Below are 15,202 nucleotides of genomic sequence, written 5' to 3'. Positions count from 1 at the left end.
GCAGTGCGTAGGCGCGGGGCGGCAGAAGGCTATTCGGCCTTCTCCTTCTCCACAGCCTCGGCCTCGGCGGCTTCCGCGTTCTCGGCGGCAGCTTCCTCGGCTTTGTCGGCGGCCTCGACGGCAGTCTCCTCGACCTTGGCCTCAACGGCTTCGGCCTTGGCTTCCTCGGCGGGAGCCTCCACAGCCTCGGGAGCCTTCTCCTCGGCCTGGGCCTCGGGCTCCTCGGTCTTCTCGACCTTCTTCGGAGCGGCCTTCTTCGCGGCCTTCTTGGCAGCGGGCTTGGCCTCTTCCTTCTTCGCCTTCACGGGCTCGGTCACCATCTCCATAATAACCATGGGGGCGTCGTCGCCCTTGCGGGGACCCAGCTTCATGATGCGGGTGTAGCCGCCCTGGCGATCCTGGAACATGCCCTGCTCGACCTTCTCGAACACCTCGCGCACGAGCTCCTTGTCGCCCAGCGCCGCGATGGCGAGACGACGGGAATGCAGGTCGCCGCGCTTCGCCCACGTGATGATCTTGTCAACGTCGGGGCGGATCTCCTTGGCGCGCGACTCGATGGTCTTGATGCGGTCGTTCGCCAGCAGCGCGCACACCAGGCTCTTCTTCATTGCCTTGGTGTGGCTGGTGTCGGTGCCCAGCTTGCGCCCCTTCTTGTAGTGTCTCATGATCTCGTATCTCCTAAAGCTTCAAATTGAGGTCCATGGAAATGAGCTTGTCCTTCACTTCCTCGATGGACTTCGCACCAAAGTTCCTAATGTTCAGCAAGTCGTTTTCGGAGAACTCGACAAGCTGGCGGACCGAATGGATGCCGGCGCGCTTCAGGCAGTTGTAGGAGCGGACGGAAAGGTCCAAGTCCTCGATCTGCTTGTCCAGCTCGGCATTGGACTCCTGCCCCTCGGGAGCGAAGATGGAGGGAACCTCGCCTTCCTCCTCGTCCACGATGTCGGACAGGCCCAGGAACGCCCCCATGTACTGGTTGATGATGTTGGCGGCACGGCACACGGCCTCGGAAGGCGCGATGGAGCCGTCGGTCTCAACCTCCAGCACGAGCTTGTCGTAGTCGGTGCGCTGACCCACACGGGTGTCGGTGACGTTGAGCGTGCACCGGCGGACCGGCGAGAACAACGAGTCAACGTGGATGACGCCGATGGGGTCCTCGGTGCGCTTGTTGCGCTCCGCGGACACGTAGCCGCGACCCACCCCGATGCGGATCGTCATGTCCAGCTGGCCGCCGTCGGCGACCGTGGCGATGACGTGCTCCGGGTTCACCAGCGTGAACTCGGTCGGGATGTCCAGATCGGCGCCCGTCACCGTGCAAGGACCCTCGGCGGACACGTGAGCCGTGGCCTCCTCGATGTCCTCGTTGAGCGCGGAGAACACGAGGCCCTTCACGTTCAGCACGATGTCGGTGATGTCCTCGATGACACCTTCGGCCGTGGTGAACTCATGTTGCACGCCCTCGATCTGGATGGCGGTTGCTTTCGCACCGTCAAGCGACGAGAGCAGCACGCGGCGCATGCAGTTGCCCAGCGTGTAGCCGTAGCCACGCTCGAGCGGTTCCACGACGAAACGCGCGACAGTGTCGTTGACTTCTTCCGTTGTTACCGTAGGCCTCATGAACTCTGTCATGTTGTGTAAGCCTCCTTACTATGCCGCGATTATTTCGAGTAAAGTTCGACGATGAGCTGTTCGCGAATGTCCAAATCGATTTGATCGCGTTGCGGAAGAGCAAGCACGCTGCCCTGCAGTTTCTCGATATCGACCTCGAGCCACGCCGGCACCTGTACGCGCTCGTTGGAGATGAGCGCGCTCTTGATGACCAGCAGGTCCTTGGCCTTGGGGGCCACGGCGACCAGGTCGCCGGGACGCACGCGGAAGGACGGGATGTCCACGCGGCGGCCGTTCACGGTGATGTGGCCGTGACGCACCTGCTGACGAGCCTCGGCGCGAGACTTCGCGAAGCCGAGACGGTACACGACGTTGTCCAGACGGCTCTCGAGGATGCGCAGCAGGTTCTCGCCCGTGACGCCCTGCTGGCGGCCGGCGATTTCGTAGTAGTGATGGAACTGCTTCTCGAGAATGCCGTAGATGCGCTTGGTCTTCTGCTTCTCACGCAGCTGCAGACGGTATTCGCTCTCTTTCACGCGCTTCTTGCCGGCTTCGCCCGGCGCGTAGTTGCGGCGCTCGATTGCGCACTTGTCCGTGTAGCAGCGATCGCCCTTCAGGAAGAGCTTCGCACCTTCACGACGGCACAAACGGCAGTCCGCTCCAGTATAACGAGCCATAATACTTCGATCCTTTCAGTTACACGCGACGACGCTTGCGCGGACGGCAACCGTTGTGCGGAATGGGTGTGCAATCCTGAATGCTGGAAACTTCCAGACCGGCGGCCTGCAGCGAGCGGATGGCCGTCTCGCGACCCGAACCCGGGCCCTTGACGAACACCGCCACCTTGCGCAGCCCGTGCTCCATGGCCGTTTTCGCGGCGGCCTCGGCGGCCATCTGCGCGGCGAACGGCGTGGACTTGCGAGAGCCCTTGAAGCCGACCGTGCCGGCAGACTGCCAGGAGATCACATTGCCCTGGGGATCGGTGATGCTCACAATGGTGTTGTTGAACGTAGACTTGATGTGCGCGGCGCCCACGGCGATGTTCTTACGCTCGGAACGCTTGATGCGCGTGCGCACGTTTTTCTTTGCTGCCACTTAAGCTACCTCACTTCTTCTTTCCGCCGATTTGCTTACGAGGCCCTTTTCGGGTGCGTGCGTTCGTGTGCGTGCGCTGGCCGCGAACGGGCAGGCCGCGACGATGACGCAGGCCGCGATAGCAACCGATCTCCATGAGGCGCTTCACGTTCTGGGAAACCTCGCGGTGCAGGTCGCCCTCCACCTTGATGTTCTCCTGGATGTAGTCGCGCAGCTTCGTCAGATCGTCCTCCGTGAGGTCCTTGACGCGGACGTCGGGATCGACGCCGGTGTCGGCGAGGATCTTTTTGGAGGTGGTCAGACCGATGCCGTAGATGTAGGTCAAGCCGATTTCAACGCGCTTGTCGCGAGGAAGGTCGACACCAACAAGACGAGCCATAGATGATTCTCCTCTTTCCTAGCCCTGACGCTGCTTGTGGCGCGGGTTCTCGCAGATGACGAGCACCTTGCCGTGGCGTCGGATGATCTTGCATTTGTCGCACATTTTCTTGACCGAAGGACGTACCTTCATAATCATTTCCTTTCGGTTTATGTGTTGCTCAGGTCTATACATACGCCCAGCCGCAGGCGGTTGTTTTCTTGCTTGTCGTTTCGTGCGTGGACTTGCTAGTGGAGCCGTTGGCACGGCGCAAATCGCGCCGCTGGCACACAAAATGCGCACACCTGGTTCACAGGTCGCGCAAATTCGCGTGCTTACTTGAAGCGGTAGGTGATGCGCCCGCGGTTCAGGTCGTAGACGGAAAGCTCCACCGTCACCTTGTCCCCCGGGAGGATCTTGATGTAGTGCATACGCATCTTGCCGGAAATATGGGCCAATATCTTGTGGCCGTTTTCGAGCTCCACCCTAAACATAGCGTTCGGCAACGCTTCGAGGACGGTCCCCTCGAGCTCGATAACATCTTCTTTGGTCAAAAGTGCTCCTTCAAGCAAATCGTCACTAAACAGCAACCATAGATGATACCAAAAGATGGGAGATTGGGGCAAGAAAAATAAACGGGCGCACAACACCAACAAACCCGCTGGTTCGAAGTCACCTGCTTGCCAGGCGTGCGGTTCGATGCCGCGCGGTCCTCGCCGGAGAAACGGGACCGCCAGGTATTCGCGCGAAGCGCAGCCGCCTTGTCGGCTTTGGTCGAGCAGCGTCCAAAACTGGCTGGGCCACCAGGATTCGAACCTGGATAGCTGGTACCAAAAACCAGAGTCCTGCCGTTGGACGATGGCCCAGTTTCAAACGGAGGCGCTTGCAGCGCGGCGCGCCCAAATGGGCGCCGTGCGCACGGACATTGAAATGGTGGGCCGTGAGGGAGTCGAACCCGCGACCTTGGGATTAAAAGTCCCCTGCTCTACCAGCTGAGCTAACGGCCCACGTCCGCAATGCGCAAGTACCCATTTTAGCCGGGGCGGCAAGGGCGGTCAATGAAAATGTTGGCAACGCCTGCGCACCTCCTCGAATATCGCTGTCCCCTCGTCTTATGCTGACGCTACTGCGGCGCTTTTCGGTTGAAACGAAGCCGTAACGCCCCCGTCGCGCAGGTCGTACTACAATCGTCAAGGTACGCGCAGTCCCCCGCCGGCTCTTCTCAACGGCCCTGCGCGGCCGTCCCTCAACCCGCCCATCGAAAGGCCGTGGTATCTATGTGGTGCTCGAAAGTCCTCGTCGCCTACGACGGATCCGCCCCCTCCGCGAAAGCCCTCGACCTCGCGCAGTCCATCGGCGCGCAAGACGAGCACGTGGAGCTCGTGTTCGTCCACGTCTTGAAGTTGGTCGCCATGGGAACGGGTGCCGAGGGCCCGCTCATCGAGGAGGCGAACCGCGTGCACGCCGGCCTGCAGCAGTTGGCCGAGCGCGTGCCGAACAAGGCCCACGCGCACCTGCTGAAGGGCACCTCGCCCGCCGACCTGCTGCTGAAGTGCGCCGAGGACGAGGGCTGCGACCTCATCGTCATGGGCAGCCGCGGCAAAGGCGGCGTGAAAGGGTACCTGGGCAGCGTGAGCTACGCCGTGGTGCAAGGGTCTCCCGTGGCCGTGCTCATTGCGAAGGACGCGCCCGACGCGGGGCGCGCGAACGCGGCGATCGACCAGGAGGCCCGTTAACATGTCCAAGGCGGCACAGGCGAAACTCTGGACGAAGGACTTCACGCTCGGCACCGCCGTGAACTTCCTGCTCATGGTGAACTACTACGGCCTCATGGTCGTGGTGGCCGACTACGCCATGAAGACCTACGACGCCCCCGCTGCCACGGCAGGGCTCGCCGCGAGCATCTTCATCATCGGCGCGCTCGCGGCGCGCCTGGTAAGCGGGCGCATCATGGACAAGGTGGGCCGCAAACGGCTGCTCGTGCTCGGCGCGATCGGCGAGGTGGCGTTCTCGGCGCTCTACCTGGTCGGGCTGGGCTTCGCGCCGCTGTTCCTCATCCGCCTGCTGCACGGCTTCGCCTACGGCATGTGCTCCACCACCATCGGCACCATCGTGACGGCGCTCGTGCCCGACAGCCGCAAGGGCGAGGGCGTGGGCTACTACATGCTTTCCGTCACGCTGGGCGCCGCCATCGGCCCGTTTCTGGGCATGTTCCTCACGCAGAACGCCGGCTTCTTCGTTCTGTTCGCCACCACGGCGGCCGTTGCGGCGCTGTCCTTGCTGGCCGCCGCCCAGCTGAAGGTTCCCGAAGCCGCGCAGGAAAGCGACGCCCAGATAGACGAGGCGGCCGACGAGATCGCGCGGGAAGAGCGCGACGAACGCGCGGGCGGCTTCCGCGTGCCGCGCTTCAACATGGCGAACTACCTCGAATCCAGCGTGCTTCCCATCGGCGGCGTGTGCGCGCTTTTGTTCTTCTGCTATTCCAGCCTGCTCGCGTTCCTCACGCCGTTCGCCGCGGAGAGCGGTCTTGAGGCGCCGGCCAGCTTCTTCTTCGTGGTGTACGCCGTGGCCACGTTCGTCACGAGACCCTTCACGGGCAAGCTGTTCGACCGCAAAGGCGACCGCGTGGTCATGGTGCCGGCCTTCATCGCGTTCATCGTGGGAATGGGGCTTTTGGCCACCGTCCATCGGCCTGCGGCCATGCTCGTGGCAGCGGCGCTTCTGGGCTTCGGCGTGGGCACCGTGCAGGCGAGCGGACTGGCGCTGGCCGTGCGCATCGCCCCCGACGACCGGCTGAGCCTGGCGAACTCCACGTTCTACATCCTGCTGGACGTGGGCGTGGGCGTGGGGCCGCTCCTGCTGGGGCTGGTGCAACCCGTGTTCGGGTATCGAGGGCTGTTCGAGGCCATGTCCACCGTGGCCATTCTGGCGCTGGCGATCTACCTGGTTGTCAGCCGCCGCAAGGGGCGCATGCGGCAAACGCTGCGCGCCCAGGACGAATCGTAGGAGCGGGCAGCAGCCCGCTCCTACGAGGAGGTTCGTCGATTGGAGCGAGACCGCTCCCGGCGCGGACTATTCGGCGGGAACGAACGTGTCTTTGTCCGGAGCGAAGGACTGCATGGCCTCGATGGTGCGGGCGAACAGCTCGTCCAGCTCCCAGCCCAGCATCTCGGCGCCCGAGCGGATGACGTCGCGGCTGACGCCGGCGGCGAAGCGCTTGTCCTTGAACTTCTTCTTGAGCGACTTCACCTCGAAGTCCATGACGCTCTTGCTGGGGCGCATGACGATGGCGGCGCCGATGAGGCCCGTGAGCTCCTCGGTGGCGAACAGGATCTTCTCCATCTGCAGCTCGGGCTTGGGCAGCTCGGGGTTGAAGTCCGACGTGTGGCTCTGGATGGCGCGGATGAGCTCGGGCGAGCCGCCGGCGGCCTCGATGTCCTTCGCCGCATAGATGGTGTGCAGCTCGGGCTCGTCGTCGTGCTCTTCCCAATCCAGATCGTGCAGCAGGCCAACGATGCCCCAGAACTCCTCGTTCTCCGGGTCGTATTCGCGCGCGAAGTAGCGCATGGTCTGCTCCACCGTTTCGGCGTGCTCGATATGGAACGGGTCCTTGTTGTGATCCTGCAGCAGCGCGAACGCGTCGTCGCGCGTGATGCCGGCTTCCAGCTTCGCCATAAGAATCTCCTATCCTCGACGGTCTTTCCCTATGCTATCGCAAAACCGCGGGACAGGCGAGGAGCCCGCCCACGGCAACTTCCGACTCGAGAACGCAACATCGCGGCCCTTTTCGTGCTTTTCACTTTTCCTATAATGACCTGGTATTATGGTCGATATCACCAGGTCAAATGCTTACACGAAAAGGGGCGTTATGTTACCTCTCGCCCTACTCCGTCCGCCTAAAACACTATCCCCAGCGCATTCGCGATGAAGCCCCACGTCACGCCCGTTGCGTACAGCAGTACCACCACCAGCACGTTCTGGCCCGGATGTCGGTTCGCACGGAAGAGCACGAGCAGGCCCACGCCGGCCGACACGAGCAGGCCGGCTAGCATGGCGCCCGAGCCCAGGATGCCGTCCACGTACAGCTGGGCGATGACGACGCTGGCCGCGCAGTTCGGCACGAGGCCGACCAGCGCCGAACCCAACACCGAGAGCGCCGGGTTCGCGGTGAGGAACTCGCCGAGCGCCTCCTCGCCCACCACGGCCAGCACGGCGTTCAGCACGAGCGTGATGACGAACACGAACACCGTGACCTGCAGCGTGTGCTTGACGGCGCTTTTCAGGATGCCGCCCTCGCCGTCGTGGCAGTGGCAGTGGTCGTGCTCGCACAGGTCGTGGATGTGCAGCGGCGAGTCGATGCGGCGCGCGACGCGCAAGGCCGCGTCCACGACGAAGCCCATCACCATGCCGATGATGATCTTGGCCCCGAGTATCTTCAGGATGACGTCGACGGGCACCTGCTCGGCGATGAAGATGGGCAGCATCTCGTCCGACGTGGACAAGAACACCGCGAACAGCGTGCCCAGAGTGATGACGCGTCCGGCCCAGAGCGTGGCCGCAGCCGCCGAGAACCCGCACTGCGGCACCACGCCCACGATGGCGCCGATGAACGGGCCGGCCGCGCCCGCGCGCTGAATGGCTGCCTCGGCCTTGTCGCCCGTCTTGTGCTCGAGCCATTCCATGACCAGATAGGTGACGAACAGAAACGGGATGAGGTAGAGCGTGTCCTTGGTGGCGTCCACCAGCACGTCCGCCGCTATGTCGAAGAATGCTTCCATGGGTTGGTATTGTAGTGCAACGCAACGCCCGTGGTCACCGCGTCGTTAAACGGTCACCTTTTCCCAACGTCTGCCCTGCGGCCGCCCGCCCCTCTACCGTTTTCTACCTGTGGTAGGTGGAAGATCCCCGCCCGATTACGTATGATCGTCCAGACGAAAGGAGCATTCTCATGGATGCACGAACGACGGGCCGGTTCATCGCGGCCAAGCGCAAGGAGCGCGGCGTGACGCAGGAGCAGCTGGCCAACGAGCTGGGCGTTTCCGGCAAGGCGGTGTCGAAATGGGAAACGGGCCGCTGCATGCCCGACTGCTCGCTTATGGAACCCCTGTGCGACGCCTTGGGCATCACGTTTAACGAGCTGCTAAGCGGCAGGGCCATCGAGCAGGAGCAGGAACGTCGCGCCTCCGACGACGCCCTGCGTCGGGCCCTGGCGACCGTGGAGCAAGTGCAGCATGAGAAGCGCCTGATCATGGGCATACTCGTCATCGTGCTGGGCATCGCGCTCATCTCCATGGGCAGGACCCTCGTCGTTCCCTCCATCAGCGATACGATGGATTTCTTGGGCGGCTTCATGGAGGGGCTCTCCATCGTCATGGTGCTGGTGGGCGTGTTCGTGACGATACGGGAGCTGGCCCATCCGCCAACCCTCTAACGTGCAAAGAACCGGTTCGAGAGAGGGCGAGCCGGTCAAACCGCCAAACAAAAACGTGCCGTTTTAGGTTTTCGGTTATACTGGCCGGGTACCAATACCCCAATCGCATACGGAGGCGGCATGACGAATCAACAAGCCGGATGGTATCCGGATCCGGCGGGAAATCCCGCGAAGCTTCGATACTGGAACGGCATGCAGTGGACCGACGACTTCACCGACGTGCAGCCTCAAGCCGGTCAGGCCCCCGGCTACGGCAACCCGGGCTACGCGCAGCCCGCAGCCAGCCAGACCTACTACCCGCAAGCTCAGGTCATGGACAGCGGGAACGACGCCACCTTGAGGCTGATCGCCTTCATCTTCTGCATCGTCTCCACCGTGACGACGTGCTGGCTGATCATTCCGCTCGCATGGATGATCCCCATGACCGTTCGTTGCTGGGGCATCTACAAGGGAACCAAGCCCAACACCACGGCTTTCGGCGTGTGCACGCTTTTGTTCGTGACCATCGTGGGCGGAATCCTGCTGCTCATCTCGAAGAAAGACGCATAAAGCGCAAAGGCGTTGCGCCAGCTCGCGCGCCCGCGCCTTCGTGTTCGTGCTGGCGCGTATAGTAAGCGGGGTCGCCCCACGGCGACCCCGCTTCGACTAGCTAGGGGCGGGATGGTTGCCGAAGCCCATCGTTCCTTAAGATTCGGCAACAGTGAGGAAACGCCTCTCCGACAAGAAGTGAGGCTGGAAGAACAAAACCGCCTCGCCCTCAGCCGTTCCAGAGGGCCCGGCCGATGTCCTTCTCGAGTTCCGGATGCCTCTTCAGCACGCGGGGCACCGCGACGGCATCGATGGCGCGCATGGTTTCGACGATGTCGCGCTCAAGCAGCCAGTCCCATCCGAGCCACTTGAACCGTCGATGCTCGTACTCGTTGCCCAAACCCGACGAGTAGACGTGGAACATCTCCTTGCTTGTGAGGGCGCGCGCAAGCCCTTCGCCGAAGAAGAAATCGACGATGGCGTCCGCGCGCTCGCCCCCATCGCGCTGGACAAGAAAGAAATAGGGCGCGAGCAACGCTCCGTCATCGGGCCAAACGCGCAGCAGATGCTCTTCGTGCGGAGCGGCCGTCGAGAAGAAGTGCGGCAGCAGGTACACGGCATGGCAGTTGCGTTGCCGCAGAGACGTGCGCATGATGTCGAGCGTGTCGATGGGCGCGGCCAGGTTGTCGGCGAACGCGGCGACCCCGTCGAGCCCATAGCGCTGGTAGAAATACAGCAGGAACACCTCGTTGATGTCGTCGATGTTGAACCCGCACACGACCATGCCCCGGTAGCGCGGGTCCAACAGGTCCTCCCATCGTCGCGGCACGGGCCTTCCCTCCAGCTTCCTCTCGTCGACCAAGAAGTCGAAGGCGCTGCCGCCGTATATATGGTAACTGCCCGTGCGGTCGACAAGGTCGACGCCGTCGAACAAGGGAATGGGCGGAGCGGGGTACGGCACGGGCCGGAACCGGCCCCCGAGCACATGACGGTCGATGAAGGCCCTGCCGAAGAACTCTCCGAACCCCATGCCGCCCACGACGTCGGGCAGCTTGGCGGGATCCTCGACCAAGCTCAGGTCCGCGTAATTCGGGTCGGGATGCGCCAAGGACCCATGCCCGCCCTTGAGCGGGCGGTCATGGGTCTTGTTGTAACGCGCGACGAACGCATTGGAGGCGAGAGAGACCTCCTTCATTCCAGGGCCGTGCACGCTCAGAACGTAGTCGAGCTTGGCTCGGTCCGCATCGGACAGGTCGTATTTTTTCACGTAACGTCGCATCGCCGGCTCCGGTTACCGGGATACCTTCGTGTCCAGCAGGTCGGACACCTGGGCGTCGGAAAGATCGCAATGGTAGAACAGCTGGTAGAACTCCTTCACGTCCGCCTTCAGGTCGTAGGCGGCCTTGTCGGGATACAGGATGCTGTTGGTCCACTTCACGCCGATGATGCGGTTGACCCCGGTCGGCTTGTCCACCCAGCTGAACGGGGCTTGGGGAGCGGCGTATATTTCGCCGTTTTGAACCGCTTTGACGTCGGCCCATGCCTCGCCGCCGTAGAGGGAGGCCAGATCGCCCTTGGCCGTGGACACGATCACGTCGGGCTGCCATGTCAGCACCTGCTCCATCGACACGTTCGCAAACCCGCTCGTCTGGTCGGTGTCGCACACGTTCACCCCGCCGGCCGGCGTGACGAACTGCCCGTTCCAGTTGCTGTCCCCGCACGTTTGCGTGCCGTCGTCGCCCGTGGAGTAGAGCACGCGCGCCCTGCTGGCCTCCGGCACCTTGGCCATGACCGCGTCGACGTCGGAGAACGTGTCGCTCACGTAGCCGGCCAGCTTGTCGCACTGCTCCTTCTGGTCGAGAATCGTTCCCAAAAACCGGTATGTGTCGTCCAAGTTGGCGAGCTCGGCGTCGCCCACCACCACGGGGACGCCCGTTTGGGCCGTCAGGTCGTCGTAGAGCGCCATGTCGGTGTTGCTCAGGTCGACGGTGACGAAGATGAAGTCGGGATCCATGCTGAGGATTTCCTCTTTGTTGGGATCCTCCCATTTGCTCACGCTCGTTATCTTCGGAAGGCTTGCGGCCGTCGCGTCGAGGTACTGCTTCGCGTCGGCGCTCAGGTCGAACGTCCAGCCCGTCAGCAGCTCGGGGTCGATGCTGTACAGCATGATGCCGTCGGGGTTGGCCGCCCCCATGATCTTCGTCGGGTGCGCCGGTATCGTCACCTCACGCCCGGCCATGTCGGTGATCGTCTGCTCGGCGGGCTCCTGGGCCGCCGGCTCGGTTTGCTTGTCGTTTTGCGCCGAAGGGCTGCCGCACGCCGCAAGCATCAGCGAGAACGCCAAAGCCAGCGACGCCGCGAGGGCCAAAAGCGCCCGCTTCGTCGGTTTCCGCATCGTTCCAGATTCCATAGTGCCTCCTTTTACACGATTGCCTGCACAGCGCGCACTCTGTCGGGCGCGCGCGATATGCCTTCTATCCGAACGGCCCCGAAGGGTGCCCGGCCCTTACGGACTCATGAACGAACTCACGTCGAAGTCAATGCGCTCGCCGGCCCTCACCAAGCGCCGCAGCTCCATCAGCCGCTCGTCGACCGTGCAGAGCACGTCCCGGTTGCAGCGCTCGGCCTCGTTCGGCTCGATGACGCGGCGCACGCCTCCGTTGCCCACGACGAGGCGTTTGTCTCCCATGAGGGCGGTCAGCGGATCGTGCGTGGCCACGAACACGATCTTGTCGTTGCGGATCAGCAGATCGAGTGCACGCTTGCGATCGACACCCGCGTTCTCTATCTCGTCGATCAGAACGATGGGAGACGTGCTGATGAAGGCGAGGTCCGCTATCATGAGCGCGCGCGACTGCCCGCCCGACAGGACCGTGAGCGACGCGTCGGGCTCGAAGGGCTCGCCGGCCAGGTCGTTTGCGCAGGAGATGGCCCGCTCGACTGTTTCGTCGATGCGTCCCTCGGGCATCATCCGGCTCTCGGCATGCAGCCGTAAAAACGAGCGCGCGGGCAGGTCCATGACGAACACCATGCTTTGAGAGAGCTGCGCGACGATCTTGCTCTCGACGGCATGGCGCACGGCGTCGTCGGGAACGGTCCCATCGACGAGCACACGTCGTTTCGTGGGCGTGTCCCCCTGCGCGAGGTACTCGATGTCCTCGAGCAGCCTGCTTTTGCCCGAGCCGGTGGGGCCCACGATGCAGGCCACCTCGCCCGCACGCATCACGAGGTCGAGCGATTCCGCGCGGCCGTCCTTGTCCACGCCGCCTCGTATACGCAGTTCGCTCACCGGCGGGCCGGCTGCAGCCGACAACGACTCCATGCGCCGCACGTACGAGAGCAGGCTCTCTTCGAGCGCTGCGGCGCTCATGCCGCAATCCGAAAGCTCGAACTCGTCGAGCGAGGCGAACAGATGGCGCGGCGTTTCGTGCGCGGCGGGAGGTGCGATGCCCAGCTCGTCGAAGAACCGGACGCACACGGGATGCTCGTCTGCGAGCCGCACATAAAGGAGGTCGAGGATATCCGTCATCGTCGCTCCCCTCCGTCGGAAAACGTCATGTACTTGATGTTGCCGGTGGCGTACTTGTCGCCGATCTTCATCTCGCCGAAGCAGTACGAGCACACGGCGCCGGGCATGGTGAACCGCAGACGCTCGACCTGGTCTCCCTGCGCGTCGAGGGCTTCCTCCAACGCTTGGGCCAGAACGCGGGAGCCCTGCCCCGTCAAGCCGTTCACGAACAGGATGCGCGCCCGAGGGTTAGCCCGCACGGTATGCAGGGCGAACACCTCGCGCTCCGCCTGAGAGACGAGGTCGCTTTTCGTGATGACGACGAAATCGGCCAACTTGAGCATCGGACCGATCTTGCGCGGGGCCTCGATACCCGAAAGGATGTCGATGACGCAGACTGCGGCCACGTCGCGCAAATGGGGCGAGCAGCGGTTGCACAGGCCGGCGCTCTCGCTCACCAGCAGATCGAGCCCCTGGCGTTCCCCCCATGCGAGGCAGGCCCCGATGTTGCTGGCGAAGTAATGGTCGGGGCACAGCACGCCGCTCACGCCCGTTTCCACCGGAATGCCCGCCTGCTCGTACAGGGCCCCGTCGCAGCTCGTCAGGCAATCGAACTTGACCGCTCCCAAACGGTAGCGGCCCTCGAACAGCGACGCTAACTTCAAGATAACCGACGTCTTGCCGCTCGAAGGCGGCCCCGAAAACGTTACCAGCTTCACCCTGTCCTCCTAAAGCCGCAGCACGCAGCTGCGCAGCGCCGCGCCGTTCGGCCCGGCCGCTTTCTCGATGATGTCGATGGGCGTTCCGTAGGCGTCCGTCAGGCTCTCGTCGTCCAACACGTCCTCCACCCGCCCGCAGCGACAGCCGCCGCCCTTGCTCAGCAGCAGCACCTTGTCGGCGACGAGCAGCGCGTGATCGGGATTATGCGAGGTCATCAGCACGGAAAGCCCTCGGGAACGCGACAAATCGCGCACCATGCGCAGCAGAATGGCTTGATTGCCGAAATCCAAACTAGCCGCGGGCTCGTCCATGATGAGCACGTCGGGCTCTTGGACCAGCGCGCGGGCGATGAGGATCATCTGTCTCTCTCCGCCGCTCACCTCGGTGTACGGGCGCTCGGCGAGGTGCTCCAGCCCCAATTCGACCAGCGTTTTCCGCGCGAAGGCCCGATCGCGCTCGGATGGCGCGGCGAACGCCTTGATGCGCGGCGTGCGGCCCATGACCACCACCTCCGCCACGGTGAACGCGAAAGCGGGGACATGCGCCTGGGGAACGTAGGCGATGCGCTTCAGATCGTCGCTGCCCGGCTTCGCATCGAGCGGCGCACCGTCGAGCAGCACCTCTCCACCCAGGCGGGGAAGCAGGCCCAGCACGGTCTTGAACAGCGTGGTTTTGCCCACGCCGTTCGGCCCGAGCAAAACGAGCACCTGGCCGCGTTCCACCTCGAAGCTCACATTCTCCACAACGGCCCGGCCGTCGTATCCGCATCGCAAATCGCGCACCGCGATCATCGGCTCCACCCCCCGCGGCTGCGTTTGAGCAGGAATAGAAAGAACGGCGCGCCGATAAGCGCCGTGAGTATGCCGAGCGGAAGCTCGATGGGCAGCAGGCTGCGCGCGACGATGTCGACGGCAAGCGAGAAGCTGCCGCCTAACAGCAGGGACGCGGGTATCAGCCTCGTGCAGTCGGCCCCGACGATGCTGCGCGCCATATGGGGCACCACCAGGCCGATCCACCCGATGACGCCGCAGTACGCCACCGCCGTCGACGTGACTAGCGTGGCGCACACGATGAGCACCATCCTGACCAACGGCACGTTCACGCCGAGCGTCTTAGCCTCCTCGTCGCCCATGGCCAGAACCGACAGACGCCATCGGAACAGGAACATCGGCAACACCGAAACCGTGAGGAGCGTCGCCAGCTGGCCGACGTCGGCCCACGTGAGGCTCGAGAACGTGCCCATGAGCCACAGCGTTATGGAGGGAAGCGTGCTGTTGGGGTCGGCCACGTATTTGGTCAAGGAGATGCCGGCTTGGAATATGCCCGATACCACGATACCGGTGAGCACGAGCGTGACGGGCGTCGCACCCTTCCCCTCGATGCTGCGGGCGATACCGCACGTCAGCAGCACGGCCGCAAGCCCTCCCGCGAAGGAAAACAGCTGCACGGCCACCGCGGAAAGCGAGAGCAGGATGCCGCACGCCGCCCCGAAGCCCGCGCCCGTGGCCGCACCGAGGATGTCGGGCGAGCTCATGGGGTTCTTGAACACGCCTTGGAACACTGCGCCGGCACAGGCCAAGCCCGCTCCCACCAGAACGGCTCCGACGTTGCGCGGGACGCGGATGACGAAGAACGCCGTATGCGCGGCGTTCGCGTTGGCGAAATCGCCCACTCCGAGCTTTTCGAGCACGAGCGACCCTATCTCCGCAGGCGACATGCCGTAGCGTCCCACGAAGAGCGAGACGAGGAACACGGCGACGAGCAGAAGCGACAGGGTTAGAACGTAGTGCCTTTTCCAAAACGCCATCCGCACCCTTGCGCCCCGTTTCTCCCGCGGCATCCGCCAACCACGCCCCGCCATCCTTCAGGACGGCACCGACCGTATTTATATCTTTTTTAGATTAGCTTCAATTAAGAATATTTGGAAATACGAATTGCTTATCTGAAGTATAAT

Annotated in this window: 18 protein-coding genes, 2 tRNA genes and 1 pseudogene; 4 read left to right on the top strand and 17 right to left on the bottom strand. The window is 63.4% G+C overall.

All coding sequences use genetic code 11. The features are described from left to right. Window positions 1-314: 314 nt before the first annotated feature. The 9 genes and pseudogenes from rplQ to C1878_RS02250 all read right to left on the bottom strand — a co-directional run. Window positions 315-665 (bottom strand): annotated as a pseudogene (gene rplQ, locus C1878_RS17040) (50S ribosomal protein L17); the annotation flags it as partial. Window positions 666-678: 13 nt separating this feature from the next. Beyond that, window positions 679-1,629 carry a DNA-directed RNA polymerase subunit alpha gene (locus C1878_RS02285; RefSeq protein WP_114600062.1) on the bottom strand — a complete coding sequence of 317 codons (951 nt, stop codon included), beginning with the start codon at window positions 1,627-1,629 and terminating at the stop codon, window positions 679-681. Between the two features lie 29 nt (window positions 1,630-1,658). After that, a complete protein-coding gene (gene rpsD, locus C1878_RS02280; protein ID WP_114600061.1) occupies window positions 1,659-2,285 on the bottom strand; it encodes a 30S ribosomal protein S4 in 627 nt (208 codons plus the stop codon). A gap of 19 nt (window positions 2,286-2,304) precedes the next feature. After that, window positions 2,305-2,703, bottom strand: coding sequence for a 30S ribosomal protein S11 (rpsK, locus tag C1878_RS02275; protein ID WP_041239256.1), 399 nt, complete (start codon window positions 2,701-2,703; stop codon window positions 2,305-2,307). A gap of 10 nt (window positions 2,704-2,713) precedes the next feature. Further along, entirely contained in the window at window positions 2,714-3,082 is a 369-nt protein-coding gene (gene rpsM, locus C1878_RS02270) for a 30S ribosomal protein S13 (RefSeq protein WP_080143796.1), read from the bottom strand. 18 nt (window positions 3,083-3,100) lie between these two features. Beyond that, a complete protein-coding gene (rpmJ, locus tag C1878_RS02265; RefSeq protein ID WP_006363204.1) occupies window positions 3,101-3,214 on the bottom strand; it encodes a 50S ribosomal protein L36 in 114 nt (37 codons plus the stop codon). Window positions 3,215-3,396: 182 nt separating this feature from the next. Continuing rightward, entirely contained in the window at window positions 3,397-3,615 is a 219-nt protein-coding gene (infA, locus tag C1878_RS02260) for a translation initiation factor IF-1 (protein WP_009306918.1), read from the bottom strand. Between the two features lie 238 nt (window positions 3,616-3,853). Continuing rightward, a tRNA-Gln gene (locus tag C1878_RS02255) sits at window positions 3,854-3,927 on the bottom strand. Window positions 3,928-3,992: 65 nt separating this feature from the next. Continuing rightward, a tRNA-Lys gene (locus C1878_RS02250) sits at window positions 3,993-4,068 on the bottom strand. A gap of 270 nt (window positions 4,069-4,338) precedes the next feature. On the opposite strand from C1878_RS02250, the gene C1878_RS02245 reads away from it, so the two are divergent. Continuing rightward, the gene (locus tag C1878_RS02245) at window positions 4,339-4,797 is read left to right on the top strand and encodes a universal stress protein (protein ID WP_114600060.1); all 459 of its coding nucleotides are present in this window, start codon (window positions 4,339-4,341) and stop codon (window positions 4,795-4,797) included. A gap of 1 nt (window position 4,798) precedes the next feature. Then, complete coding sequence (locus C1878_RS02240) at window positions 4,799-6,067, top strand: MFS transporter (RefSeq protein WP_114600059.1); 1,269 nt, start codon at window positions 4,799-4,801, stop codon at window positions 6,065-6,067. A 66-nt stretch (window positions 6,068-6,133) separates the two neighbouring features. On the opposite strand, the gene C1878_RS02235 is transcribed toward C1878_RS02240, so the two are convergent. Beyond that, window positions 6,134-6,736 carry an HD domain-containing protein gene (locus C1878_RS02235; protein WP_114600058.1) on the bottom strand — a complete coding sequence of 201 codons (603 nt, stop codon included), beginning with the start codon at window positions 6,734-6,736 and terminating at the stop codon, window positions 6,134-6,136. Between the two features lie 221 nt (window positions 6,737-6,957). Further along, window positions 6,958-7,839: a putative manganese transporter gene (locus tag C1878_RS02230; protein ID WP_114600057.1), complete on the bottom strand. Its 882-nt coding sequence runs from the start codon at window positions 7,837-7,839 to the stop codon at window positions 6,958-6,960. Between the two features lie 170 nt (window positions 7,840-8,009). Here C1878_RS02230 and C1878_RS02225 point away from each other — a divergent pair, with 170 nt between their 5' ends. Both C1878_RS02225 and C1878_RS16685 read left to right on the top strand, forming a co-directional pair. Next, a complete protein-coding gene (locus tag C1878_RS02225; protein ID WP_114600056.1) occupies window positions 8,010-8,492 on the top strand; it encodes a helix-turn-helix domain-containing protein in 483 nt (160 codons plus the stop codon). 120 nt (window positions 8,493-8,612) lie between these two features. Further along, complete coding sequence (locus C1878_RS16685; RefSeq protein ID WP_199519266.1) at window positions 8,613-9,041, top strand: DUF2510 domain-containing protein; 429 nt, start codon at window positions 8,613-8,615, stop codon at window positions 9,039-9,041. A 208-nt stretch (window positions 9,042-9,249) separates the two neighbouring features. Here C1878_RS16685 and C1878_RS02210 read toward each other — a convergent pair whose 3' ends face one another. The 6 genes from C1878_RS02210 to C1878_RS02185 all read right to left on the bottom strand — a co-directional run bounded on the left by C1878_RS02210 (window position 9,250) and on the right by C1878_RS02185 (window position 15,055). Next, a complete protein-coding gene (locus C1878_RS02210; RefSeq protein ID WP_158539664.1) occupies window positions 9,250-10,287 on the bottom strand; it encodes an ABC transporter substrate-binding protein in 1,038 nt (345 codons plus the stop codon). A 24-nt stretch (window positions 10,288-10,311) separates the two neighbouring features. Continuing rightward, the gene (locus C1878_RS02205; RefSeq protein ID WP_114600054.1) at window positions 10,312-11,430 is read right to left on the bottom strand and encodes an ABC transporter substrate-binding protein; all 1,119 of its coding nucleotides are present in this window, start codon (window positions 11,428-11,430) and stop codon (window positions 10,312-10,314) included. Between the two features lie 96 nt (window positions 11,431-11,526). After that, entirely contained in the window at window positions 11,527-12,549 is a 1,023-nt protein-coding gene (locus tag C1878_RS02200; RefSeq protein ID WP_199519265.1) for an ATP-binding cassette domain-containing protein, read from the bottom strand. After that, window positions 12,546-13,247, bottom strand: a complete 702-nt coding sequence (locus tag C1878_RS02195) for a GTP-binding protein (protein ID WP_114600053.1) — start codon at window positions 13,245-13,247, stop codon at window positions 12,546-12,548. Before C1878_RS02195 ends, C1878_RS02200 begins: the two co-directional genes overlap by 4 nt. Before the next feature lie 9 nt (window positions 13,248-13,256). After that, window positions 13,257-14,039: an ABC transporter ATP-binding protein gene (locus C1878_RS02190; protein ID WP_114600052.1), complete on the bottom strand. Its 783-nt coding sequence runs from the start codon at window positions 14,037-14,039 to the stop codon at window positions 13,257-13,259. Continuing rightward, window positions 14,036-15,055, bottom strand: a complete 1,020-nt coding sequence (locus tag C1878_RS02185; protein WP_114600051.1) for an iron ABC transporter permease — start codon at window positions 15,053-15,055, stop codon at window positions 14,036-14,038. The genes C1878_RS02190 and C1878_RS02185 overlap by 4 nt, the downstream gene beginning before the upstream one ends. Window positions 15,056-15,202: the final 147 nt, after the last annotated feature.

Origin of the sequence: Gordonibacter sp. 28C, from assembly GCF_003339845.1 — a bacterium.
Lineage (GTDB): Bacteria > Actinomycetota > Coriobacteriia > Coriobacteriales > Eggerthellaceae > Gordonibacter.
Note: the sequence above shows the minus strand (reverse complement) of the source record. Positions and strands in the feature narration are given on the sequence as shown.